Origin of the sequence: Nocardia sp. NBC_00511, from assembly GCF_045161165.1 — a bacterium.
Lineage (GTDB): Bacteria > Actinomycetota > Actinomycetes > Mycobacteriales > Mycobacteriaceae > Nocardia.
Genome location: NZ_CP107849.1, coordinates 5,004,530 through 5,029,534, shown reverse-complemented (window position 1 = coordinate 5,029,534; position 25,005 = coordinate 5,004,530). Strand labels below are relative to the sequence as shown.

Annotated in this window: 20 protein-coding genes, 1 pseudogene and 1 riboswitch; of the genes and pseudogenes, 12 read left to right on the top strand and 9 right to left on the bottom strand. The window is 66.4% G+C overall.

Translation table 11 applies throughout. The features are described from left to right. Positions 1 to 43 precede the first annotated feature (43 nt). Positions 44 to 1,612, bottom strand: a complete 1,569-nt coding sequence (locus OG300_RS23615) for an LVIVD repeat-containing protein (RefSeq protein ID WP_405485038.1) — start codon at positions 1,610 to 1,612, stop codon at positions 44 to 46. 150 nt (positions 1,613 to 1,762) lie between these two features. On the opposite strand from OG300_RS23615, the gene OG300_RS23610 reads away from it, so the two are divergent. Then, a complete protein-coding gene (locus OG300_RS23610) occupies positions 1,763 to 2,575 on the top strand; it encodes an enoyl-CoA hydratase/isomerase family protein (protein WP_405485036.1) in 813 nt (270 codons plus the stop codon). A 53-nt stretch (positions 2,576 to 2,628) separates the two neighbouring features. After that, on the top strand, positions 2,629 to 3,546 hold the full coding sequence (locus OG300_RS23605; RefSeq protein ID WP_405485034.1) for an SDR family NAD(P)-dependent oxidoreductase: 918 nt from the start codon (positions 2,629 to 2,631) through the stop codon (positions 3,544 to 3,546). 66 nt (positions 3,547 to 3,612) lie between these two features. Here OG300_RS23605 and OG300_RS23600 read toward each other — a convergent pair whose 3' ends face one another. Next, the gene (locus tag OG300_RS23600) at positions 3,613 to 5,331 is read right to left on the bottom strand and encodes an MFS transporter (protein WP_405485032.1); all 1,719 of its coding nucleotides are present in this window, start codon (positions 5,329 to 5,331) and stop codon (positions 3,613 to 3,615) included. A gap of 213 nt (positions 5,332 to 5,544) precedes the next feature. Here OG300_RS23600 and OG300_RS23595 point away from each other — a divergent pair, with 213 nt between their 5' ends. Continuing rightward, positions 5,545 to 5,934, top strand: a complete 390-nt coding sequence (locus OG300_RS23595; RefSeq protein ID WP_405485030.1) for a hypothetical protein — start codon at positions 5,545 to 5,547, stop codon at positions 5,932 to 5,934. Between the two features lie 19 nt (positions 5,935 to 5,953). On the opposite strand, the gene OG300_RS23590 is transcribed toward OG300_RS23595, so the two are convergent. Next, the gene (locus tag OG300_RS23590; protein ID WP_405485028.1) at positions 5,954 to 6,562 is read right to left on the bottom strand and encodes a TetR/AcrR family transcriptional regulator; all 609 of its coding nucleotides are present in this window, start codon (positions 6,560 to 6,562) and stop codon (positions 5,954 to 5,956) included. Positions 6,563 to 6,664: 102 nt separating this feature from the next. On the opposite strand from OG300_RS23590, the pseudogene OG300_RS23585 reads away from it, so the two are divergent. From OG300_RS23585 to OG300_RS23575, 3 genes and pseudogenes are all read left to right on the top strand, one after another. Beyond that, a pseudogene (locus OG300_RS23585) lies at positions 6,665 to 8,009 on the top strand (AMP-binding protein); the annotation flags it as partial. A 170-nt stretch (positions 8,010 to 8,179) separates the two neighbouring features. Beyond that, positions 8,180 to 8,710, top strand: a complete 531-nt coding sequence (locus tag OG300_RS23580) for a hypothetical protein (protein WP_405485026.1) — start codon at positions 8,180 to 8,182, stop codon at positions 8,708 to 8,710. A 221-nt stretch (positions 8,711 to 8,931) separates the two neighbouring features. Further along, on the top strand, positions 8,932 to 9,693 hold the full coding sequence (locus tag OG300_RS23575) for a lysophospholipid acyltransferase family protein (RefSeq protein WP_405485024.1): 762 nt from the start codon (positions 8,932 to 8,934) through the stop codon (positions 9,691 to 9,693). A gap of 84 nt (positions 9,694 to 9,777) precedes the next feature. Here OG300_RS23575 and OG300_RS23570 read toward each other — a convergent pair whose 3' ends face one another. Then, positions 9,778 to 10,989 (bottom strand): polyketide synthase, encoded by a 1,212-nt coding sequence (locus OG300_RS23570; protein ID WP_405485022.1) that lies wholly within the window; start codon positions 10,987 to 10,989, stop codon positions 9,778 to 9,780. A 157-nt stretch (positions 10,990 to 11,146) separates the two neighbouring features. Here OG300_RS23570 and asnB point away from each other — a divergent pair, with 157 nt between their 5' ends. The 4 genes from asnB (at position 11,147) to OG300_RS23550 (ending at position 16,820) form a co-directional block, all read left to right on the top strand. Next, complete coding sequence (gene asnB / locus OG300_RS23565; RefSeq protein ID WP_405485020.1) at positions 11,147 to 12,979, top strand: asparagine synthase (glutamine-hydrolyzing); 1,833 nt, start codon at positions 11,147 to 11,149, stop codon at positions 12,977 to 12,979. A 452-nt stretch (positions 12,980 to 13,431) separates the two neighbouring features. Continuing rightward, positions 13,432 to 14,661 (top strand): transcriptional regulator, encoded by a 1,230-nt coding sequence (locus OG300_RS23560; RefSeq protein ID WP_405498635.1) that lies wholly within the window; start codon positions 13,432 to 13,434, stop codon positions 14,659 to 14,661. A gap of 93 nt (positions 14,662 to 14,754) precedes the next feature. Beyond that, on the top strand, positions 14,755 to 16,278 hold the full coding sequence (locus tag OG300_RS23555; protein ID WP_405485018.1) for an aldehyde dehydrogenase family protein: 1,524 nt from the start codon (positions 14,755 to 14,757) through the stop codon (positions 16,276 to 16,278). Next, complete coding sequence (locus OG300_RS23550; protein ID WP_405485016.1) at positions 16,278 to 16,820, top strand: DUF779 domain-containing protein; 543 nt, start codon at positions 16,278 to 16,280, stop codon at positions 16,818 to 16,820. Before OG300_RS23555 ends, OG300_RS23550 begins: the two co-directional genes overlap by 1 nt. Here the strand turns inward: OG300_RS23550 and OG300_RS23545 are convergent. After that, entirely contained in the window at positions 16,817 to 16,996 is a 180-nt protein-coding gene (locus OG300_RS23545) for a hypothetical protein (protein WP_405485014.1), read from the bottom strand. The genes OG300_RS23550 and OG300_RS23545 overlap by 4 nt on opposite strands. Before the next feature lie 222 nt (positions 16,997 to 17,218). Further along, positions 17,219 to 17,389, bottom strand: a riboswitch (M-box (ykoK) riboswitch). A 269-nt stretch (positions 17,390 to 17,658) separates the two neighbouring features. On the opposite strand from OG300_RS23545, the gene OG300_RS23540 reads away from it, so the two are divergent. Next, a complete protein-coding gene (locus OG300_RS23540) occupies positions 17,659 to 18,258 on the top strand; it encodes a PadR family transcriptional regulator (protein WP_405485013.1) in 600 nt (199 codons plus the stop codon). Here OG300_RS23540 and OG300_RS23535 read toward each other — a convergent pair whose 3' ends face one another. Together OG300_RS23535 and OG300_RS23530 are read right to left on the bottom strand one after the other, a co-directional pair. Beyond that, positions 18,259 to 19,896 (bottom strand): sulfatase-like hydrolase/transferase, encoded by a 1,638-nt coding sequence (locus OG300_RS23535; protein WP_405485011.1) that lies wholly within the window; start codon positions 19,894 to 19,896, stop codon positions 18,259 to 18,261. It abuts the gene before it with no gap. Between the two features lie 139 nt (positions 19,897 to 20,035). Further along, entirely contained in the window at positions 20,036 to 20,233 is a 198-nt protein-coding gene (locus OG300_RS23530; RefSeq protein WP_405485009.1) for a hypothetical protein, read from the bottom strand. Between the two features lie 337 nt (positions 20,234 to 20,570). Here OG300_RS23530 and OG300_RS23525 point away from each other — a divergent pair, with 337 nt between their 5' ends. Continuing rightward, the gene (locus tag OG300_RS23525) at positions 20,571 to 22,043 is read left to right on the top strand and encodes a hypothetical protein (RefSeq protein ID WP_405485007.1); all 1,473 of its coding nucleotides are present in this window, start codon (positions 20,571 to 20,573) and stop codon (positions 22,041 to 22,043) included. A 278-nt stretch (positions 22,044 to 22,321) separates the two neighbouring features. Here the strand turns inward: OG300_RS23525 and OG300_RS23520 are convergent, their stop codons facing one another. Both OG300_RS23520 and OG300_RS23515 read right to left on the bottom strand, forming a co-directional pair. Further along, positions 22,322 to 23,950 (bottom strand): oleate hydratase, encoded by a 1,629-nt coding sequence (locus OG300_RS23520; RefSeq protein WP_405485005.1) that lies wholly within the window; start codon positions 23,948 to 23,950, stop codon positions 22,322 to 22,324. A 154-nt stretch (positions 23,951 to 24,104) separates the two neighbouring features. Then, a complete protein-coding gene (locus OG300_RS23515) occupies positions 24,105 to 24,977 on the bottom strand; it encodes an alpha/beta fold hydrolase (protein ID WP_405485003.1) in 873 nt (290 codons plus the stop codon). Between the last annotated feature and the right edge of the window lie 28 nt (positions 24,978 to 25,005).

Here is a 25,005-nt window from a genome sequence, read left to right as displayed (position 1 = left end):
GATCCGATTCCCGGGTGAGCCCGTGGCGCACCCGGGTCCGTGCTCAGGAGCCGACCGTCGAATGCTGGTCGGCCGGAGGCGCGTACACCTCGGGCGCGAGTTGCAGGGTCATGAAACCGTTGTCGGCGCAGGTGACCCACAGTTGCGGGCCGTGCCATTCCGGGGGCGACATGCACCAGTCGGCGGACAGGTCACCGAGGGCGACCTCGCCGCTGCGCGGGCTCACTGCCTGCGCTGGATCGAACGCCCCCTGATTCAGCGCCTGCATCACCGAAGGCGCACTGAGCAAAGGGATTCCGATGATGGAGGCCAGGGCATGCGGGGAGTTCCACAGCTCGGCGTTGTGCCCGGTGAGCGCTCCCGGGTTGTAGTACGCGATCTCGCGTACGTGGAAGGGGTCGCGGACGTCGAAGACCCGGATCCCGGAGGAGATCCATCCGCAGGCCAGCGCCGTCGGATCGGCGGGGCGATCGGCCGCGCAGTAGTGCGAGTCGTAGGCGAAGACGGACCCGCCCATGCTGGAAGCGATTGCGGCGGCGCGGTTTGCGACCAGGTTGACCTCGAGTTTGATCGAGTTCACGACGCGCGGCCGGCTGTCATCGGAGATGTCGATGACCTTCACACCACCGGATCCGGCCTCATCGGCGGCGAAGACATAGGGATGGCCGCCGTAGGTGACCGGTATCGCGTGCTGGGTCGCCCATCCGTCCGTCCACGTGGTCTGGGAAATCACCGGGACCTGTGGATCCGGGTCGCGGCGCTGAACGGCACCGGTGTCGAGCACGCTCATTCCGCCCAGATTGTTGGCCAGGTACATGCGATTGCCATCGGCGCTCATGCCCAGGCCATGCATGGACGTGCCGGGCATGCCCTGCCAGATGACGTGTGGCTGAGCCGGATCGGTGAGATCGACGGCACTGACGATGCCGGGCAGGACGCCCGAGGACCAGTAGGTGTTGCCGTCGGGCGAGAACCCGCCTTCATGGCCGGTGAGTGGAACGGGCATGGCGAGATCGGTGCCGGGGCCGGGATTGAGCAGTACGGGGTGCGCACAGTCGGAGACGTCGTACACCGCGATGAGTCCGTACCCGGTCAGCGCCGGAACCCCCACGCCCACCAGGAGTTTGCGAGTCTCGTTGACCTTGAGGCTCTCCCAGGTTCCGGCCAGCATGGCCGGTGCGGTGAGCGTGTCGGTGAGCACGGGATTCGCCGGATCGGACACGTCGAGCACCTGCACGCCGCTGGTGGGACCGACCAGATCGCCGGGGAAGAAGCTGCCCAGGTACGCGCAGTGATCGAAGGTGGTCGAGGTGATGCCGCCACCCCGACCGGCGTAGCCGCCGAGTCGAGTGATGTTGCAGCGGTAGCCGTTCGTGCTGCGGCCGCTGTCGCGGTCGGCGGCCGGGACGTCGCCTTGCAGGCCGGTTTCCGTGAGCGCGGTGTCGTCGCAGTGCGCGCGCGGCACCGCGCGGTCGGCGATGTCGTCGAATTCCTGGACCGAATCGGGGGAGCTCGGCGTCGGCTGCCCGATGGCGACTCCCGAGGGGAGAAGCGTTGCGGCGGCGGCGATTACCAAATAGTGCCGAATGCGGCGGGCTGGGATAGTTCTCATTGTTCTGCCCTCACCGATGAGGGTGCCTTCCTACTCGGATGCGGCTGTGTTGCAGGGAGCGGGCGTGACCTGAGGCATCTCGAATAACGTAACATGCTACTATGTAATTGTGAAGATCGACAGTGTGCTGGACGTGCGGCAGGGGTTCGAATGACCGGCGTGCGCGTCGAAATCGCCGGGGGCACAGCGGTGGTCACGCTCGATCGTCCGGAACAACGCAACGCCATGACCGGGGCGATGGGTCGCGCCCTCGGGCAGGCCTACCGCGAGCTCGACGGCGATGACGCGGTCCGGGTGGTGGTGCTGACCGGGGCCGGGTCCGCGTTCTGCGCCGGAGCCGACCTCTCGGCCGGCGCGGATACCTTCGAAAGCCCCAGTGACAGCGGATTTTCCGCCTCGCCGGTGGATCCGCCCGCCTTTGCCCTGCGGAAGCCGGTGATCGCCGCCGTCAACGGGCACGCGATCGGCATCGGCATGACGCTGGCCATGCAGGCCGACATCCGGATCGTCGCCGCCGACGCCCGCTACGCGATCCCGCAGGTGCGCTTCGGCGTGCTGCCCGATGCGATGGCGCACTGGACGGTGGCGCGGGTCGCGGGGATGGCGGTGGCCGCCGATATTCTGTTGTCCGGCAGAACATTCGACGGCCACGAGGCGTGCCGACTCGGGTTGGCCAGCCGCTGCCTGCCCGCCACCGACGTGCTGCCCGCCGCCCTCGACGTCGCCCGCGACCTGGCGGTCAATGTCGCACCCATGTCCGCGGCCCTGAGCAAAAGGCTGCTCTGGGACACCGCGATTCGGGGCTACCACCCCACCCGCGTCGCGGAACTCGAGACCGAACTGCACCTGCGCGTGATGGGCCGCGCCGACGCCACCGAAGGCGTCTCCGCGTTCCTCGAACACCGCGATCCGGTCTGGTCGGCTCGACTGTCGGCCGAATGGAAGGACCTGCCCGCGTCATGAACACTCCTCCGCACCGGTTCGCGGCGGCGCGAACATCCGCTCTCGATGGAGCGGTGCGAACCACCGATGAGGTACTCGACGGCGTGGATCTCACCGGGCGCACTGCCCTGGTGACCGGGGCGACCAGCGGGCTCGGCGGCGAGACCGCTCGGGCACTGGCCGCCGCGGGGGCCACCGTCGTGCTCGCCGCCCGGGACTTCGAGGCCGCGGTCTCCCGTGCCTGCCGCATCCGCAGCCTCCACCCGAAGGCCGACCTGGATGTGGTCCGGCTGGACCTGACCGACCTGGACAGCGTGCGCACCGTCGCCGGCCTGCTCGCGGTGCGGCGCTCGGGCCTGGACCTGCTGATCAACAACGCGGGGGTGATGTACCCACCGCTCACCCGAACCGCCCGTGGGCTCGAATTGCAGTTCGCCACCAATCATCTCGGGCATTTCCTGCTCACCACCGAACTGCTCCCGCTGCTGACCGCCACCGCCACCCGGACCGGGATTCCGGCGCGGGTGATCACGCTGTCCTCCGACGCGCACCGCGCCTATCCGGTCGACCTGGCGGACCCGCAGTTCGTGCATCGCCCGTACGACAAGTTCATCGCCTACGCGCAGTCGAAGGCGATGAACGTGCTGATGACGGTCGAATTGCAGCGGCTGCTCGGCGATGCGCCCGTCGGCGCGTACGCCGTGCATCCGGGGATCTGCGTTACGGGATTGGCGCGCTTCATGTCTCGCGACGACTTCGCCCGCATGCGACAGCTCACCGTGCGCATCCCGGGTCGGCTGGCCAACCCGAAATCACTCGAGCAGGCGGCCGCGACCTCGGTATGGGCCGCCACGGCAACGGAATTGGATCGGCATCGGGGTGCGTACCTGGCCGATTGCGCGGTCGGGAGAGCGGGCAGCCACGCCGTCGATCCGGACACGGCGTATGAGCTGTGGGAGCTGTCGGCCCGGCTGACCGCCGCTCATCGATGACCTTGTCCCGGAGGCAATTCGCCTCCGGGACAGGGTCATTCGATATGAAGCGCGATCATCGCGGGATCAGAACGCGGTGCCTCCGGTCGCCGGTGTCCGCCCCGACTTCATGATCACCGCACCGAGCAGCGCGATCGCCGAGGTCGCCACCACGAAGTAGAAGCTCAGCTCATATCCTCGATCGGAGAACAGCAGCGGCACCTGCTGTGTCACCGTGGGAGCTCCGGTCACCGAGACCACCGCCTCGACCGGGTTCGCGTTGAGGAACGCCGTCGCCACCGAAATGCCGATGCCCGCGCCCATGGCCTGCATGACGCCGAGCATGCCCGCACTGATGCCCTGCTGTTGCGCGGGCACCGCCTCCACGATCAGGTTCGGCATGGTGGCGTAGTACATGGCGAAGCCGGTGCCCATGATGGCGCCGAGTACGGCCATCGTCACCCAGCCGTGCCCGAGCATCGCGTAACCGAGGCCGGTGACCACGAACACCGCCAGTGCCACCACCAGAGGTCGCCGCCCGCCGACCCGGCGCACCCACAATCCACCGAGGAAGCCGAAGAGCATGGAGATCAGAGACTGCGGCAGTGTGACATGGGTGGCGAACTTCATCAGGCTGAAGCCCTCGCCGTAGCTGTAACCCGGATCCAGCCTGGCCTGCACCATCTCCGGCGACAGCCGTGAGAGTACTTCCGCCTCGGGCACTTTCACCGCCCCCGGTGGCAGCGTCACGCCGGGCGGCAGCGACGCCTGCGCCTGCGACTCGGCCTGTTTCTGTGCCTGGGCGAGCGCCTGGGTCTTCACCTGTTCATAGGTCGCCGCCCGGGCCTGCGCTACCACCTCGGACGAGGGCGGTGACTGAATCATGTAGCTGGGTCCGTAGGACTGCACGCCGATCATCAGCGAGCCCAGCAGCGCGATGAACAGCACCACGCTCACCCGCGGCGTGAACAACAGCTTCATATCCATGATCGGCTGGCGCGCACGCATTTCCACGACCGGGAACAGCACCAGCAGCACCAGGCCGCCGATCAGCCAGGCCAGGGTGCTCGGCCGCAGCCAACCCCAGTCCTGGCCCTTGTCCAGGTAGATGAGGGTGAGGGTGGCGCCCGCGCCGAGCAGCAGCACGCCGAGCACGTCGAGCCGCTGCGGGGTCCGCAGCTTGCTTTCCGGCACCACGAGGACCAGCAGCGGAATCATGACCAGGGTGAAGACGAACAGGAACCAGAACATGCCGCGCCAACTGGTGTGATCGGTGATGTAACCGCCGACCAGCGGGCCGATCAGCGCGGAGATGCCCAGACCGGTGGAGGCGATGCCCAGCCCGACCGGAACCAGCTTGCGCGGCATCAGGTCTCGGATGAGCCCGTAGGACACCACGGTGGTCGCGATGGCCGTCGCTTCGAGGCCCCGCCCCAACAGGAACAGTCCCCAATTGCTGGTGACGGCGCAGAGGGCGGTGCCGATCAGGAACAGCACACCGCAGATCAGAAACAGCTTCTTCTTGCCGTAGATATCGCTGAGCTTCCCGATCAGCGGCGACACCGCGGCGCCGATCACGCCGAAAACGATGATGGCCCAATTGATATTGGCGCCCTCGCTCGGGAACGAGGGCGCGATCTGCCGCAGCGCGGCCGCGACCATCACGTACTGCATCGGGGAGATCTCGGTGAACAGCACGATGACGGCGAGAACCGAGTAGATCCTCAATTTCGAAGCTCCGTCGAGCCGGGCTGAATCGTCGAGGGCGGGGCTCGGCGGCCCCGCGTTGTCGACAGAGGTGGACATAGCGCGTCCTCCAGAAGGGGGTGGGTAGCACGTCGGCGTGAAACGTGTCACATCCCTGACCTGGGCCGCGCCGGACGATTCCACTCACCGGGACTCGGGAACGCATCCTTGCCCGAAATATGCCTGGCCGGAATAGAACTCGACCGAAATACCGCAGGCCGCAACGAGCTATTCTTCGCCTCGCTCGACGAGCTCATCGCCGCCGCCATGGAGATGAGCGCGACTCGTCTGGTCGCCCGCATCGACGAGGCGCGGATTCGGATAGTCGACCAGCACCTTGGGGTCGAAGGACTTGTCGACAGCTTCGTCGACCTCCTGCTCGGCGTGTCCGAGACCGAGCTCGCCGCCGAATTCGAAATCTATCTCCAGTGCCGCCATCAGCCCGCGCTGCGCGAACTCGCGCACTCGATGATGGCTGGATTCGAACAGTCTGCCGCGTCGACCCTGGCGGCCCTGGGTGTGACCGAGCCGTCCGCCGCACGCGCATTCGTCGCACTCGTGGATGGTTTTGCCCTGCAACGGTTTGCGTGGCCGCGTGGTCGCGAAGATCGCGCCGCGCTCGGCGACGGGCTGCGCGCCTTTCTGCGGGCCTACGTGTCCTAGTCCGGCCTGCCGCCCTCGATCAATTTCGTGGCTGGACGTGCACTGTCAGCACCGGCTTGTCGTCGTCGGATTCGTCGGGTCCGGAGACCTGGTCCCACATGGTGTCGATCATCGGCTGTAGGAACAGCTGTCCGAGTTGGCGGACGATGATCTCGATGATCTGGGTCGAGTCGCGGCGGTGGGTGGAGGCGATGCCGGCCTCGCGCGCCTTGGCCACCTCGCTGCGCGTCAGCTCGGTAAGGCGTTGCAGCAGTTGACTTTTGGATCCATTGGGGTCGAGTAGGGCGCGTCGCAGGTAGTTCACCACCGCCGGATTCGACTCGAGCATTCGTTCCACCGCCGCGTCGCGTGCCGTGGCGACTTCGCGAGGGGTGCCGGTCGTGGGCGCCTGTGCGACGGCCTGGGCGAAGTAGTCGACGATCAGCTGTTCGACAGCGGTGCGGATGCCGTCCTTGGTTTTGAAGTGGTGCACGAGCAGCCCGACCGTGACGCCTGCGGCGGTGGCGATGGCTCGCATCGAGATGCGGTCCTCGCCCTGCTCCGCGTAGAGGTCCATCGCCACATTGCGGATGCGTGCTTTCGCGGTCAGGTCGTCCACGCCCGCGCGTGGATCGGCACTCGTTCCCATCTGGCTCGTCTTCGCCACCCGGGGCACCGACCACTGGGAAGAGCTGGCCGAGCGGGCGGACTTCCCGCTCACCGGCATTCGCAGTCGAACACAGGAGAAGTGAAGCGGCACTTCGAATCGAGCTGGGCCATACCGGGTCTGGCCGCGGTCATGCTGCAGATGAACCTGCGGCTGTCCATCGAGGATCTGAGTTACGTCACCGATCACGCCGAGGCGTCCTGGGTGCTGGTCGACGAGAGCCTGCTGCCGATCGCCGAGGCGCTGGCTCCGCACGTGCCGAAGGTCGAAGGCTGGATTGTCATGTCGGATCGGCCGCTCTCGGAAATCGAGACCGCACTGCCGAACGTGCTCCACTACGAGGATCTGATCGCCGCCGCCGATACCGAGCTCGACTGGCCCGTCATCGATGAAACATCCACCTACAGTGCGTGTTACACGTCGGGAACGACCGGCCGGCCGAAGGGCGTCTACTAACTCGCACCGCGGCAGCTATCTGCACGCGATGGCCATGGCCGCCGCGGTCGGCCTGCGCCGCGACGACACCGCCATGCTCATCACCCCGATGTTCCACGGCCAGTCCTGGGCATTGCCGCATACGGCCGTCTGGGCTGCCGCCAAGATCATCCTGCCGGGCCGCTACATGGCCGAGCACACCGAACTGCTCGTCGACATGATGATCGCCGAGAACGTCACGGTCGCCAACGGTGCCCCGGCGATCTTCCAGCCGATGCTGGACTACATCAAGACCCTCGCGGTGAAGCCGGACTTCAGCAGGGTCCGGCTGCTGTCGGGGGCGACCGAGCCCGCGCTGTCGCTGATGCGGGAGTTCTACGAGCTCACCGGAGCCGATCTGGTTCAGGGCTACGGCGCGACCGAGACGACACCTCTGATCGCCATGAACATCGGCATCAAACCCGCGCTGCGCGGCGCCATCAGCGACGACGAGAACTGGGATCTCAAGCGCTGCCAGGGATTACCCGTCTCGGGCATCGATATCCGGATCGTCGACGCCGACGGCAACGACCTGCCGCACGACGGAAACAGCGTGGGCGAGGTGCTGGTTCGCGGCCCGTGGGTCATCGAGCGCTATCACAAGCTCGACGACGACGCGGATCGCTTCCTCGACGGCTATTGGCGCAGTGGCGATGTCGGCAAGATCTATCCCAACGGTTACTTCAAGCTGACCGACCGCATCAAGGACGTCGTGAAGAGCGGCGGCGAATGGATCTCCTCCATCGACATGGAGAACGCCATCGTCGGACATCCGAAGGTGCGGGAGGCGGCCGTCATCGGCGTCGCGCACCCGAAATGGCAGGAACGCCCGCTGGCCCTCGTGGTTCCCGTCGCGGGCGCGGAACTGACCCGGGACGACATCCTCGCGGTGCTCGATGGCCTGTTCGCCAAATGGCAACTGCCCGACACGATCCTGTTCGTCGACGAGCTCCCACCCTCGCGCTGCCCAGCCAGTACGCGTACCTACTTCAGCACCTGGCCTCCTGGGGTTTCGTGGTCATCGCCGCCGAGAACACCGCGACCGGTAGCGGGACCGACATCCTGGCGGCCGCGAACTACCTGGTGCGGCAGGACAGTACGCCGTCGAGCAGCTTCTTCCGGAAGTTGAACACCGACGCGATCGGAGCGGTCGGCCACTCCCAGGGCGCGATCGGCTCGCTCAACGCCATGATCGCATCGCACGGCGCCATCAAGACCGCTGTCACGATCGAACTTCCACTGCAGCTGAGTTGCCTGCCCGGACTCTGTGCCGACACCCGCAGGCTCGACCAAGGCTCGGTCTTCTTCGTGAACGGCGCGGCGGACAGCATTGTCTCCCCATCGACCCAACCGGGGCAGGCGAACGGTTTGCAGTCCAACCAGGCCTACTACGACGCCACCCCCGCGACGATCACCAAGGCCCGGGCAACTCTGAACGGCGCCAACCACAACGACGTACAGGGCCAGCCCGACTGCGCGACCGCCAGCGTCCCCTGCGGAACCGGCGTATACGGCTACCTGGGCTACCCGACCGCCTGGTTGCTGGATCAGCTGGGCAACGACGCCCGCGCCCACAGCGTCTTCGTCGCGGGCACCGGTGAACTCTTCGACGAGACCTCGACGTGGAGTAATCAGTACAGCAACATCACCGGCTGATCGACCGATTCGGGTAGCCGACCGCAGCGAAAGCCGATGGCGCGGATGTCAGCTGTCCGATGCCCTGTCCGGCGGATTCCACCGGACAGGGCGCCTGCTCGAGCGAGAACCGAAGCGGTCGGCCCCCGCCTCCCGCGGCTCCGATCAACCGGATCGGCCACAAGAACGACCTTGCCGCCGCGGATCGAGCGGCGGTCGTTTGCTGGATATACGCTGTTGAGATGGAGCCGCCCGAGGTCACCCTCGAGAACTGTGACGCCGTCTACGACTATTACCGCGATCACCGTCAGAATCTGGTGAAGGCGAAAGCGGCGTACTGGTTGCTCGGGCGTCGCTTCCAGCCGCGCGTAGCGTTCGCGCCGGGGGCGCGAAAAGCATTGCAGAACTTCATCTCCGAAGGTCGGCCGTTGCTGATCAGCATCAACCACCTGTCGGAGCAGGACCCTTACACGGTGAGCGCGGCCGCGTGGCGCAGTCCATTGCGGCCGGTCATCGGGCACACCAGGGTGCTGGCCAAGCACGAGGTGTTCGCTGATCCCAAAATGCGGAACGCGCTCGACATGATGGGCGGCCTGCCGGTTTTCCGCAGCAAGGACCATGACAGCCGCCCGGTCGTCGTTGCTTCGGAGCGATTGATCGACACCTGCGCGGTAGTCCTGGCGCGGGGCGACAGCATCGCCTTGTTCCCCGAGGGCACCTGCAACTATGTCGACCACACGCGGGTGCTCGAGCTCGGCGGCGGTATCGGCCACATCGCCTGTCGCGCTCGCGAACTCGGCGCGGACCCCGTGCTGGTCAGCCTCGGACTCAGCTACGGCCCCCGGCCGGATCCCGCCGTCGAACTACGGAAGGCAGATGTCCGCTCGGCGAGCTTCTACTTCCGGATGCCGCTCGGCGAACTGCCGTCTGAGCCCGCCGACATCACGCGTGTGGCTCGCGAAGAACTACAGGCCGCGCTCGACGGAGCGATCGCGGGCTACTGAGCGCGGGAATGCCGCCACCGGCGCGCTCCGGGGGAGTACGGCATTGGCGGCATCGAGGTCGACCGACGAGGGGACGCGGGTCGGCTATGCCGCGCCTAGCACGAGGTGAACGAAGGTGCCTGAGAGGCCGTAGGTATTGACTCCCGCGAAGGCCGGGCCGGGGTAGGGCCAGTCGAGGCCGGTGCGTACGGGGGCGATGCCCAGGCCCGACCAGTCGACCGCTGAGGTGGGGTGGTCGCAGTGCAGGGTGGCGGGGATGTGGCGATGCTTCAGTGCGAGAGCGGTTTTGATCAGACCCGCCAGGCCGCCGGCGGCCTCGGAGTGGCCGAGATTGGATTTGACGGATCCGACCAGGCAGGGCTGTTCAGCGGGGCGATGGCGGCCGATCGCGGTGCCGATGGCTTGCAATTCGAGGTGGTCGCCAGCGGGCGCGGCATTGCCGTGCGCTTCGAGGTAGGCGAGTTGTTCGGGGGCGAGACCGGCTGTCGCGCAAGCGCGTTCGATGACCTGGAGGTAGCCGTCGATGGAGGGTGCGATCACGGCTTTGGCGGTGCGGCCCTTGCTGGCCTGGGCGCTGCCGAGGATGACGGCGTGGATGGGGTCGCCGTCGCGGCGGGCATGGGCGAGGGTCTTGAGGACGAGCACTCCGGCGCCATCGCTGCGGACGAAACCATCGGCCTCCTCGCTGCCGAAACGGCAACGGCCGGAAGGTGAGAGCATTCGGGCCGCCGCGTAGCCGAGGGTGTGATCGGTGCCGAGGACGAGGCTGACGCCGCCCGCGAGTGCGGTCTCGCATTCACCGGTGCGCAGCGCCTGACAGGCCAGATGGACAGCCAGGGTTCCGGACGAACACGCCGCGTCGACGGTGGCGCACGGGCCGCGGAGATCCCAGGCATAGCCGATCCGGCCCGAGGCCATGCTGCGGGCGGCCGCACCGGCGATGGCGTACATATCGGCGGGCCGATCGGGTGAACGGGTGTCCCAGTGTTCGGAAGTGCTCTGCCCCATGAAGATTCCGATGGGTTGCCCGCCCAGCTGATTCTCGTCCAGCCCGGCGTCACGCAGGGCATCACGAGCCGTCAGCAGCAGCGCCCGGTGCTGGGGATCCAGTTCGGCGTTCTCGCGGTCGGTGATGTGGAAGTCGCCGGGCCGGAAGTCGGCCGTGCAGTCGGGGAACTCCGTGGCGGCCAGTGCGTCGGTGCCATCGCAGAGCAGTCGCCACAGTTGCCCGTGGTCGGCGGCCCCGGGGAATCGGCAGCCCATTCCCACGATCGCGATCGGCTCGTTCGAACTCATGCACACCGTCCGTTTCATCGACACGTACTCAGCTGGAGATCGACCGAACAAGATCGCCTTTACGATAGCCGGGCGCTATCGATCGTTGGACGCCCGATGCTGGTCGGCGCGGCCGAACACCGTACTTCGGTCTTCTCGAGCAGAAAAGGTGTCCCAAATGTGCGGTATCGCAGGCTGGGTGGATCCATGCGGCCTCCTTCTGGACGGCGAGCGCATCGCGGCCGCCATGGCCGCGACGCTGGCTCGACGCGGCCCCGACGGTCACGGCGCGTGGGCCGACTCGCATGCCGCGCTCGCACATAGACGCCTGGCCGTGCTCGATCCCGAACACGGGCAGCAGCCCATGATCGTCACCGACGACGACAACCGCACCCTCGCGGCGCTGGCCTACACCGGTGAGGTGTTCAACCACGCCGAGCTGCGCAACACACTCGAGTTGCTGGGCCACAAGTTCAGAACGCGCACCGACACCGAGGTGGTACTGCACGCGTGCCGGGAATGGGGCCTGGAGGCGGTCGACCGTTTGCACGGCATGTTCGCGTTCGCCTACTGGGATGTCGCCGAGCGGCGCCTGCTGCTGGTACGCGATCGGCTCGGCATCAAACCGCTGTGTTACCAGATCGATGGCGCCGGTGTGCGTTTCGGATCCGAGCCCAAGGCGCTACTCGGTACGGGCACCGCGGCGGCGATCGATACCGATGGGCTGCGGGATTTCCTGACCTGCGTTCGCACGCCCGGCCGCACCCTGATTCGAGGCATCCGCGAGGTACGGCCGGGCACCGTGCTCGTCGTCGATCCGCGTGGCGTTCGCGAACATCGTTACTGGCAACTGGAATCGGCCCCGCATACCCATGACCTCCCCACCACCGTCGATACCGTCCGCGAACTCCTCGACGACATCACCTCCGACCAGCTACACGCCGATGTGCGCCTGGGCGCGCTGCTGTCGGGCGGATTGGATTCCAGCGCGCTCACCGCGCTCGCCCAGCGCAGGCTGCACCCGACGGGCAGCGCGCTGCCGACGTTCTCGGTCGATTTCGCCGGGAATACCACCGATTTCACGCCCGATGCGTTGCGTTCCACCCCCGACGCACCCTTCGTGCGGGATATGACGGCCCACTGTGGCTTCGACCACCGTGACATCGTGCTCGACGCCGCCGCCCTCACCGATCCCGCACTGCGAGCGGCGGTCGTGGCCGCCCGCGATCTACCCGCCGCCGGCGATATGGACGCCTCGCTGTACCTGCTGTTCCGGGCGGTGCGCGAACACGCCACCGTCGTACTGTCCGGTGAATGCGCGGACGAGGTGTTCGGCGGCTATTCGTGGTTCCACGATCCACAGGCAATCGAGCGAACCGACTATCCCTGGCGATATTTCGCGGGCCGCAGCGGCACGTACCGGGCGCTACTGCGCGAGGACGTCGCGGCCGAACTCGACCTCACCGCTCACCGCGCCGAACACTACCGCCAGGCCCTCACTCGAGTGCCCACGCTGCCAGGCGAATCCGCGAGCCAGCGGCGCATGCGCGAAGCATTCTGGCTGCATTTCACCCATTGGCTCCCGGATCTGCTCGACCGCAAGGATCGCCTGTCGATGGCCGTCGGCCTCGAGGTACGCGTACCGTTCTGCGACCACCGCCTGGTCCAGTACGCCTTCAATATCCCTTGGCAGCAACAGACTTTCGACGGCCGAGAGAAGTCACTGTTGCGCGCCGCGGTCGCTGATCTGCTGCCGCACAGCGTCATCGCCCGCACGAAGGCTCCGTACCCGATCACCAACGACCCCGCCTACGACCGAAGCCTGCGCCAGCAGGCCGTCGACCTGATCGCAGACCCCTCCGCTCCGGTCTGGGACTTCCTCGACCGCAACCGATTACGAGAGCGCCTGCACCGTCCGCTCACCGACCGTGCCACCCGCTCCGGCATCGACTTCGCTCTGCACCTCGAGATCTGGCTCCGCCGCCTCGCGACCCCGACCCGCGTCGGGTGATCGCGGGGTCACGCCGATGTCGAGTCACGTGCCTTGCGAGCCAGACGACCGAGTGCGGTGGCGACGGCGTCCGGCTGGGCGGTTGGGAGCTTCACCCAACTCGAGGGCTCGTGTCCCCGGGGATGTTGGAGGTTATGCGGTTGTTGACGCCCTGTGACAGCGGTTACATTTCCATTCGAAATGTATTGCTCGTCCTCGGGAGTCCGCTGTGTTCGATGTCGACCTCACGCGTAGATCCGTCGCGCGCGGGGGGACATGGCTGTCGTTGGCGGCGACCCTCGCCGCACCGCTCTGTGCGCTGCTGATACTCGTGTTTCACGCTTTGTGACCCGCCGGAGTGACCGGCGTTACAGTGGGGGGAACGTGAAGGAAAGCCATTGAGCACTGTTGCGCAGGGCAGCCCGTGGGTTGCCATTCGGCCGGGGGATGACGTCGGGCAGTTGGCGGCGCGAATGTCGTTCGCGCACAGGTCTTTCATCGAGGGGGACGGGTTGCCGGCGGTGCGGCCGGGTGGGGGTTCGGTGCGGCCGGTGGTGCTGGATTCGTGGGTGCGCAGTCGCAGTAGCGGGGTGGATCCGGATGGGTTCGGTGGTGCGCCCGCGTTGGCGGAGCTGGATTTGCGGAGGCATCGGGCAACGCATCCGATGGCGTTGATTCGGCCGGTGGTGGGCAAGCTGTTGGTGGAGGACGCGGCGGAGTCCGGGTTGCTGGTCGCGATCAGTGACGCGCGGGGGCGGCTGCTGTGGGTGGAGGGGGATTCGCAGGTCAAGGATCGGGTCGCGGGGATGAACTTCGTCGAGGGTGCGGACTGGAGTGAGGACCGGGTCGGCACCAATGCGCCGGGGACCGCGCTGGCGCTCGATCATCATGTGCAGATCTTCGGGGCGGAGCATTTCAGTCGGGTCGTGCACGAGTTCAGCTGTACCGCCGCGCCGGTGCATGATCCGTTGAACGGCAAGGTGATCGGCGCGATCGACATCACCGGCGGTCCGCGGGTCGCCGCGCCGGAGGTGCTGGCGCTGATCCGGGCGACGGTGGTGGCGGCGGAATCGGAGTTGCGGCTGCATCTGCTCGGTGCACCGGCGCTGCCCGATCCGGGGACCGCGTCCTTGCAGGTGCTGGGCTCTGGACGGCCCTCGCTCATCATCGAGGGTGAGCGAATTCGCTTGTCGCCGCGGCATGCCGAAATCCTCGTGCTGCTGGCCGAACATCCGGAGGGGCTGAGCGCCGACCACCTCGGCATGCTGCTCGACGAGTCCGAACTCGATCCGGTGACGGTGCGCGCGGAGATGTCTCGGGTTCGAAAGATATTGGGTGAGAACGGGATCGGGTCACGTCCGTATCGCCTGCTGATGGATCTGGATTCCGATCTGAACACCGTGCGGCGGGCGCTGGCGCGTGGCGACGCAGGTACAGCGTTGCGCGCGTATCCGGGCCTGCTGCTGCCGCATTCGCTCGCGCCCGGCATCGTCGAGTTGCGCGCGGAGTTGCACGGCCTGCTGCGTGCGCGCCTGCTGTCGGCCGGTGATCCGCGCCTGCTGGCTCGCTGGACCAGTTGCGTGAACGGGCGTGACGACATCGCCGCCTGGGCCGCGTATCTCGGCTCGCTGGACCGCAATTCGTCGCTGTATGCCCAGGCGGAGGCGCAGTTGGCGCTACTGGATCACAAGCTGGGCATCTGACCAATAAATTGCAACCTTGCTGCAACCCATTTGTTTGTAGTGTCCTGGATCACATCTGACCGTCATGTCTGTCAGCAGATCGAGGAGCCTTCGATGACCGTCTTCGCCCGCCCCGGCGCACCCGATGCCGCGATGTCCTACCCCTCCCGCTACGACAACTGGATCGGTGGCGAATGGGTGGCACCGGTCAAGGGTCAGTACTTCGAGAACCCGACCCCGGTCACCGGGCAGACGTTCTGCGAAATCGCCCGGGGGACAGCGGAAGACATCGAGCTCGCCCTGGACGCCGCGCATGCAGCGGCCCCGGCCTGGGGCAAGACCCCGGTGGCCGAACGTGCGCTCATCCTCAACAAGATCGCCGATCGGATCGAGCAGAACCTCGAGGCCATCGCGCTCGCCGAGGCCTGGGACAACGGCAAGCCGATCCGCGAAGCCCTCGCCGCGGACATCCCCCTGGCGGTCGACCACCTGCGCTACTTCGCGGGAGCCGTTCGCGCACAGGAGGGTTCGCTCTCGGAGATCAACCCCGACACCGTCGCCTACCACTTCCACGAGCCGCTCGGCGTTGTCGGACAGATCATTCCGTGGAACTTCCCGATCCTGATGGCCATCTGGAAGCTGGCGCCCGCGCTCGCCGCCGGTAACGCGGTGGTGCTCAAGCCCGCCGAGCAGACGCCGGCCTCGATCATGTTCCTGATCAGCATCATCGGCGATCTGCTGCCCGCCGGTGTGGTCAATATCGTCAACGGATTCGGTGTCGAGGCGGGCAAGCCGCTGGCCTCGAGCCCGCGCATCAAGAAGATCGCGTTCACCGGTGAGACCACCACCGGCCGCCTGATCATGCAGTACGCCTCGCAGAACCTGATCCCGGTAACCCTGGAGCTCGGCGGCAAGAGCCCCAACATCTTCTTCTCCGATGTGCTCGCCGCCAACGACGATTTCCAGGACAGCGCGCTCGAGGGCTTCACCATGTTCGCCCTCAACCAGGGCGAGGTCTGTACCTGCCCGTCGCGCTCGCTCATCCAGGCCGACATCTTCGACGAGTTCCTCGGTGCCGCGGTCATCCGCACCAAGGCTGTGCGCCAAGGGGATCCGCTCGACACCGACACCATGATCGGTGCGCAGGCCAGCAACGATCAGCTCGAAAAGATCCTGTCCTACATCGAGATCGGCAAGGCCGAAGGCGCGACCCTGATCACCGGCGGCGAGCGCGTGGACCTGGGCGGTGACCTCTCCGGCGGCTACTACGTGCAGCCGACCGTGTTCACCGGCAGCAATTCCATGCGGATCTTCCAGGAGGAGATCTTCGGCCCCGTCGTCTCGGTCACCTCGTTCACCGACTACGACGAAGCGATCAAGCTCGCCAACGACACCCTCTACGGCCTCGGCGCGGGCGTCTGGTCCCGCGACGGCGGCGTCGCCTACCGAGCCGGACGCGACATCCAGGCCGGACGAGTCTGGACCAACACCTACCACCAGTACCCCGCCCACGCCGCCTTCGGCGGGTACAAGCAGTCCGGCATCGGCCGCGAGAACCACCGCATGATGCTCGACCACTACCAGCAGACCAAGAACCTCCTGGTCAGCTACGCGGGCAAGGCCCAGGGCTTCTTCTGATGCCCACCCCCGCCCCCCGGCGGGTGCGTGCCACCGCGGCGGCGATGGATCTCCTCCGTCGCCTCCGCGCCGCCCACGGCCCCCTGATGCTGCACCAATCCGGCGGCTGCTGCGACGGCTCGGCCCCGATGTGTTATCCCGCAGGAGAATTCATCGTCGGCGATCGAGACATCCTCCTGGGCCTACTCGACTTGCGGCTGCGGACCGGGGAGCTGCCGGATTCCGAACCGAATCCGGAAGACCTTGCACCGGTCTGGATTTCGGGTCCCCAGTTCGTGGCGTGGGAGCACACCCAGCTGGTGCTCGACATGGTTCCCGGCCGGGGTTCCGGCTTCAGCCTGGAATCTCCGGAAGGCTACCGATTCCTCAGCCGTGGAAGGGTTTTCGACACCGACGAACTCGCAGCTCTGACGGCCGTCGAGGTCATCACCGGTGCGGCCTTCGAACTGGGCGACCGCCCCGCACCCGCCGACGAACCCCAGGTCGTCGGCGAGGCGATCGATGCCTGCCCCGTTCCGGGGACACGCCCAGGTGCCGGCTAGGACAACTGGTAGGAGTGGCCGCCCAGGGCCGCGGTGTGGATCGCGCCGCGACCACGGGCGGCGGCGAGGTTGCGGCGTTCGTCCGCGGTGAGGGTGTGGCGGGCCTTCACGCGCCGGGCGGAGTCGCCCAGGACGGAGAGGACGGTGAGCTGACGGGAGAAGTCGTTGAACGTCATGGCTGATTCCTCAGGGGGAATGCCAACCGCCGCAACAGCTTTCGGAAGGTCGCGGCAAGTCGGGAGTGAAAAGGGTTTTCGACCTGGACTCGGATACGGACTATCGCCGGATTTCATGTCGTCCCTTCACCTCCTTGCCGCTGGGGCGCACGGGGGCGCCGCGAATATCTGTGTCCGACCACGCAAAAGAAGGGGAGAACCGATGCCGGAAACGGCGAGGTTCTGGCACCCCTCTCGTCAGAGCTTCGGCACTGCACGACGTATCCCGGAGTCGGGAAGCCACTTTGGATCAACCCTTAATCCGGGCGGATCTGTCCTAACCCTGGGCGTCTCTCGACGTCGTCGGATCAGTGGCCTGTGTTCGTACAGGAGCCTCGCCTAGCGAGGTGCTGACTCGGTAACACTGACCACGAATGGGCGCTTTGTCAAGTTTCCGCGATGGTGTCGGCACCGGCCGGTGACGTGATCGGTCCGACGGTTGACGCGAACGGCCCTGGGCAGCTGCGTGTTTCGCCGGACAGGATGCAGGAACCAACGACCGGACAAGAGGCAGCTATGAGCGACCAGGGTAGCCCGACCCCACCCGATCGCCTTTGAGTCCACTATGTCACTGGTGACATAGTGGGACCCGACAACTGGTCGGGTGCGCGGAAGGCGATCGGGTGAAGCTGGAATTGTTGCTGCTCGGTGTGCTCGGGGTGCAGCCTGCTACCGGGTATGAGTTGAAGAAGTTCTTCGACGAGCACGGTCGGTTCATGCGGTCGAATACGCAGATGAGTCAGGTGTATCGGGCGCTGGGGCGGATGACCGAGCAGGGGTGGGTGCGGTTCGAGGTGTCGCCGCGTCCGGGGCCGCAGGATGCGAAGACCTATCTGGTGACTCCCGAGGGGATGACCGTCTTCCTCGACTGGCTGACCGGCCCGTATCAGCCACCGACCAAGTTCACGGATCCGGAGTTCCAGGCGCGGCTGATGTTCGCGGGATTCATGAACGAGGAGCAGTTGCTTCGGCTCGTCGATGTCGAATTGACCGCTCGGCGTGAGCAAGTCGCGCGGTTCCGCAATCGGGATCGGCGATTCACCTCGAGTTCGGGGTTCACCTTCAACCTCGAACTGGCGCGGTCGGTCGCCGAGCGACTGCACGGGTGGGGTGCCGAGGACATCGATCGGCATATCGTTCGGCTCGAACAGCTGCGCACCGAACTCATCGAGGGGAAGCTGTGCCCGCCCGCCGAAGAGTCGGTGCCGCAAGATATTTCGTGACTATCCATTCCCCTCGTGTAGCTGGCCGGTCAGCATGTTCTGCAAGATGTTCGCGTGCGCGAAGTAGTCGGCCATGCCCTGTTCCTGCGCGTCTCGTAGGGCCGGCGGCAGGGGTAGGCGGGTCTCCGTGGGCAACACCGTATTGATCAGCAGATCATGGAGTTGCTGCTGAAGTGGGCTCGCGCCCGCGAGGTTGTCCAACTCCGAACGTCCACGGTCGGTGGTGTAGTCGTAGAGTTCGAACTCCTGCTCGCGCCCGGTGTCGATATTGATCGTCGCGTCGGCCCAGTGCGAGTAGGTCACCAGCTTGGCGGTGGGTGTGATCAATGCCTGGATGTGTCCGGCCGGTCCCAGCCCGAACGGACGGGTGCTCTCCTCGATGGAGAACTCGTCGGTCAGATGCGCCACCCACGGCCGCCCCGCCGTGCGCGAATCCCGGCAGATCGCAGCGATATTCGCCCGATCGCGCAGGTGCTGATAGCGGAGATCCGCGCGCCAGTCGTCGCTTCCGGTGGCGAGGGTGAGCAGCAGCGGGGCGAGATCCACCGAGGACACGAGTTGTGAGCGGGTGGAGGCCGTGCCGGAGCCATAGACCCCGCGCGGGTCGTGGATGAGCAGCGGCACGCGGATGCCTTCTTCGTAAGCGGCCCCGCCCTTTCCGTGCAATCCGTGAGATGCGGCGTAGTCGCCGTGGTCGGCGGTGAAGATGACGATCGTGTTGTCGGCGACCCCGGGCCGGGACGCGAGCGCGTCCAGCACGCGCCCGATCTGAATGTCCACCTGCTGCTGCAACCACAGGTAGATGTTCTGCAGCCGAATCCATTCCGCCGCCGAGTCGGGACCCCAGTCGGGCGTCCCGAACACCAGCTTCGTGAACTCGATGAACATCGATTGGAAGGCGGGCCGCGTACGCCGAATCTCCTCATCCGTCTGGAAATTCGGCGGCAGACTTGTGATGACGGACGGAATATCCGCTGCCACATGCGCGGCCGTCTTCCAATACAGAATGTCGTGCGGATTGAGGAACGACACCGTGGTGCACCACGGGCCACGATCGCCATTGGCGTCGAACCACTCCACGAACTGATCCGCACTACCCGGATCCGCCCGAAGTCCCAGTCCCGCACCACCATTGGGTGACGGATAGGTCCCGCCGTCGAACCCGTACTCCTCCATCCCGCCGGGTACGTTGTCGGCATGGTCGGACAGATGCCACTTGCCGTACCAGTTCGTGCTGTACCCCTGTTCGCGCAGCATGCTGCCCCAGGTCGGGAAACCGGGCGACAGCGTCGTCACCGAATTCCCCGCGGTCAGCATCACCCCGGTCTGATGGGTGTACAGCCCGGACAGCATCGTGGAGCGAGCAGGCGTGCACGCGTTCGAGGCGGTGTAGTACCGCTCGAACGACACCGCCCGCTGCCGAATCCGTGCGATGTTCGGCAGCATCCGATCGAGCTCGCCGACCGACGGAAACCACTGCGGCGCCCGCATCTCATCGACGATGACAACCAGAATGTTCGGCGGCACAGTCGAATCCGCGCGCGCCACCGTCGACCTCGCGCCGAGACCGGCAGCGGTCGCAGTCCCGGCGGCGACCGCCGCGCTGCCTGCCAGGAAACGCCGTCTGTTCAGAGCCACAGAAAATCCCTCGATGCCGTCGAATCTATGCCACTAGTGTCATAGTTATAACACTAGTGGCATAGTCCTGCGGGATCGACCGCGACCGTTGGAGGCAGCCCCGGAACCGGTGGTCCCGGGGCTGCTCGCAGTGGACGACTCAGGTGGCGCTGTGGGCGGGTTCGGCCATTCCGGCACGCAGGCCGCTGTCGTAGCCGTTGGTGTACCCGTCCGAGTAGTCGCCGTGACCGGCTTCCAGGGGCGAGGCTTCGGCAGTGTCGGACCCGTTCGAGATGGCCTGCTTGAACCCTTCGCGGTAGCCGTTGCGATATCCGCGGGAATAGGCGGGTGACTGCATCTTTGGCTCCTCGACGATCAGGTGGTGCGGATTGCCGGCGGTGTTGACCGGTGGGCCGTCGGTGTCTCCCCGCACCGTGGATGGCGGAAATGGAAATCGTGACGTTCGGTTGCGAAGGGCCGCACCGATTTTCGGCCCGACGGCAATCCCCCAGATCAGACCCCGCGAGTACCGTGCTCACCCCGCGCGGCAGCTTCGATTCTCTCACGATGCGCTGTTCGCCACGCCGAGGTTCCCGGGGAATCGGGTCCGACATTGTTAGCCTGGCCAGACGATCGTGCTCGACCTGCGGTTTCGCTCCCGGTTCTTTCCGCGCGCACAGAATTGCGAGGTTCTCTTGCGAGTCGTTTCCGCCGTGCTGACCACGGTATTCACCACCACGGCGCTGACCGTGAGCGTGTGCGCGCAGGCCGCGCCGTTGCCGCTCTACGCACCCGATACCGCCGTGCAGGCCGAGGCGTCGGGAGCGGATCAGCCGTTGCTCAGTTGCCCGTCGCAGCCGGACGCCGACAATCCGCTCGCAGCGATCCCGCCGCGCGATCCGCTGTGCGGTGAGAACGATATGGGGCTGACCAGTGACGTCTACCTGCGCAGCAACGCCTATCACCGGCTTTCCACCATCTATGGCCCGGACGTGTCGGTCAGCATCATCGGCAACAACCACTATCAGCTGCGGGATCACAGCGGCAATCTGATCCTCGGCGAGAACGGCAGCACGCTGCACCACCTGCCGTTCGGGCACGAGATCCCGCCGCCGCTGCCGGGCAACACCGCGGACCTGACGCCGCACGAACAGGCTGTCCGCGAGGGTATTTCGCGCGTCACCGTCGGTGTCCTGCCCGGCGTCACCTACACCGGCGACCTGACGGACATGTCGGCATACCTGACCACCCCGATCGGTTCGCTGATCGTGCAGGCCCCGGGCACCGGCCCCGACCCCACCCAGCCGGGCCCCGGCGGTGAGCGGCAGTTGCAGCTGCTCAACAACTTCCAGGCCCTCGACGCCCAGGGCCGCTACGTGATGGGCAATACCCTCACCCTCGGATCGCCGATGGCGTTGTGGCCCAACGCCGCCGTGCCCTGCCCCCTGGGCACCGTGCCCATCTCGTCGCTGCCCTCGCATCCCGAGGTCGAGAAGGTGGCGGAGCTGCCGGATCCGACCTGCAAGGCCCCGGCCAGCGTGCCGATCACCGGATTCATCGACGACCAGCCGGCCGATCCCGCCCCGGGCCCGAAGCAGCAGACCGATCCGGTGCAGCGGCAGAAGGACATCAACGACGCCTACAGCGCCGTCGGAACCCAGTTCGGTCTCGCGGTGGCGCTCGGTACCGTACTGGGCGGGGCCCTCGGATTGACGGTCGGCTGTCTGGCGGGCGGGATCGGCGCGGGCACGGCGGGGACGTTCTCCGCGGCGCTGGCCGGTACCGCCACCGGCTTCGCGGGCGGATGTCTCACCGGCGCAGCGATTCTCGGCAGTATGGGAGGCACGGCCGGCGCGTTGATCCTCGGTGTTCCGGTCGGCATCGTGTCCGGCGTCAATGCCTACAACACCCTGCGCCTACAGGGCGACGTGGCGCGCAAGCCGATCGCCGAGTCCGCACCGATCGTCACCGAGGCCGAGAATGTCGCGACCGCACCGCAGCCACTGGCCGCCATGGTGCCGCCGGACCTCGCGCCCGCGGTGGCCGCGGTGACCGAGCCGATCGCCGCCGCGGTCTCCGATGCCGCCCGGCAACTCGAGGCCGCGTTCGCACCCGCGGTCTCGGCCGTCGCCTCCTTGCTCGCCCCTGCGGCTCCCGCTCCGCTGTAGCGGTCCGACAGCAGCGAAACGGCCCGGAACCAGCGGTTCCGGGCCGTTCTCGTCGTGCCGTCGATATGAACAAAACAATACCGAACGGTTTCTTTACCGCGTCTCGGTCTCCCTGGCCGACCGCCTGCAATGGCGGGTCGGCTTCGCGCCGACCATGGTCGAGGCCATCGACCTCGCACACCGCTTGATCGACTGAAAGTCCGAAGACTCCGTAGCCTCCGAAGACTCCGCAGCCCTGGCGCAGCGCGCGTAAGGCGCTGCGCCAGACACTGATTCGACTAACGCCCCGCGTCGGCCTTGGCCTTGGGTTGCGGCTTGGCCTTCGGCTTGGGCTTGTGTTCGCCGCCGCGGTGCAGCGTCTCCAGGGCCTCGACGAGGACCTTCGGATTGTGCTGGCCCTTGTAGACCGGCTTGGGCTGGGTGTCGAGCCCGAGCAGGGTGGCCACCGCGACCTGTGCGGTGCGGACCGAGTACTCGACGGTGAACACGACGTCGTCGGGGACCTCGGCGTACTGGCCGATGAAGGCCATATTGGTGGAGCCCTTGGGGACCACGTCGGGACGGTCACCGTGCGAGCGCACCAGGAACTGGCTGGTGATGTAGGGCATGATCGCGGGGATGACGATCGAGTTCTGCACGATCTGCTCGCGGTTGTCGATGGCCAGATGCGAGAGCACCTCGGTCAGGATCTCCGCACCGGTGCAGTCCCGCATGGGCTTCTTGACGTGGTCGCCGACCTTGTCCGGGAACAGCGCGTAACCCCACCACACGAAGGTGTCGGCGGGCTGCTCCCGGAAGTGTGGCTGATGGTTGAGCACGATGGTCGCCAGCCAGCTGGAATCCTTCAGCGTGATCAGGCCGCCCTTGCCCGCCTCACTGCCGCTGAACTTCTCCATCTCCCGGAAGAACGTCGGGTCCTTCGTGGTGATCGTGTAGGACTCCCAGGTGGAGTCCTTGATCGAGGTGTCGAAGGCGGCCGGATTGCCGAGCCCGGATCGCTTGGCCGCGAGGGTGCGCCACAGCTGCCACGCCCCGGCTGACCCGGAGGTGTCCAGAATCGGGGCTTTGTCGGTGGATCCCAGGGTCGAATCCGCCGTCATGGACCCGTTGGTGATCATCAGCAGATCGCCCTTGCCGAGCGTGATCTCCTGGGTCTTGCCGTCGCTGACAACCGTCAGCGCCTCGGCGGTGAGTGCTTTGCCGTCGGCCAGTTTCACATCGGTGACCCGGGCGCGGAGCCGGACGGTGACACCCTGGTCGTCGAGCCAGCGCAGTAGCGGCCGGACGATCGAGTCGAACTGGTTGTATCGAGTCCGGTAAATTCCGGACATGGTGTCGAATGTCTTGAACAGGTGCACGAATCGATTGAGGTAGCGGCGGAATTCGATCGCCGAATGCCAGGGTTCGAACGCGAAGGTCGTACACCACATCCACCAGAAATTAGTGGTGAAGAATTCGGGGCTGAAGCAATCGGTGATGCGCTTTCCATCGAGCATCTTCTCGGGCGTCGCAACGCATTTCACCAGCTCGAGCCGGTCTCGTTCGCTGAATCCCATCGAATGCGCGTCGATCGGCTGCCCGCTCGCGTCGATCAGTCGGGCGTGGTCGTCCCAGGCGAAGTCCTGGTGGAACTCGAAGGTGTCGTCGGTGACCGAGACCGTCGGATTGTCCAGCGAGGGAATGGAACGCAGCAGGTCATAGGTGCAATCGAAGTGGATCTCGAACATGCGGCCGCCGCGCATGGTGTAGCCGGATTCCGGGGATCCGGCCGCGTCCAGGCTGCCGCCCTCCCGCCCCTGCTCCTCGAGAATGGTGATGTCGGATCCCTTGAATTTGCCGTCGCGGATCAGAAATGCCGCCGCGGAAAGCGATGCGATACCGCTTCCCACCAGATACGCCTTCGCCATGATCGACCTCTTCCAGGATAGTTATCGCGGTCAGAGTGTTCTCGATGGACGGTGCACTGCGAGGTGCCCGGCGTTTTCACTGTAGGCCATATTTTCGTGAAGCGGTTTTCGGTACCACAATCGGTCGCGGGCATTCGTCCGATCAGGCGGTGCGCTACTCCTTTTCCCTGGTCCGGGCGGCGAATTCCCGAATTGCGACCGAGAGCTGTTCCGGCGCTTCGATATTCGGTGAATGCCCGGCGGAGTCGATGACCACGACCTCCGCGCCCACGCCGAGGTAGCGGGCACGCACCTGCGCGACCGGATACAGCTGATCGCGACCGCCGTGAACGGCCAGCGTGGGCAGGCCGAGTGCGCGCACCCGCACGTCGAGGGGCCGCAGCTCCAGTGCGTGGCGGCGGTCGACCGCCACCGCGCGAATCGTGCGCCACGACATGTCCTTGAAGTCGCGCCGCAGCTGTGGGAAACCCGGAACGGAGGTGTTCACGTCGAAGCCGGGAGCGAAGCCCTTCGCGATCATCGCCCGGATCACCGGGTTCGGTGCGTATCGGTGGAACGAGCGAACCAGTGGGTCCCGCAGCACCTTCCCGAGCCCGGCGGGCAGCCGGAGGTCGCCGTAGTCGGGAGCCTGGTCCACGATGACGACCGCGCTCACCCGGTCGGACAAATCCGCCACCGCGAGCGCGGCATCCGCACCCCAGGAGTGCCCGACCGCGACCGCGTCGTGCACCCCGAGCTGATCGAGCACCTCGGTCAGCATGCGACCTTGCGAGGATGCGTCGAATCCGGTGTCGCCTCCGGTGCAACCGAATCCGAGCAGATCGACCCGGATCACCCGATGGGTGTCGGCCAGCAGCGGGGTCACCGCGTCCCACCAGTGCACCGAGCCTTCGAAACCGTGCAGCAGCAGTACCGGCCTGCCGTCGACCGGACCGTCCTGCCGGACGTGCACATTGCCGGTCGGGACGGTGAGGATCTCACCGATCTGCTCCCGAGGCGTCGCGTTGTCGCGTCCCACTCTGCTCACTGCTTCTCCTGAACCTCGCCCCGGAACC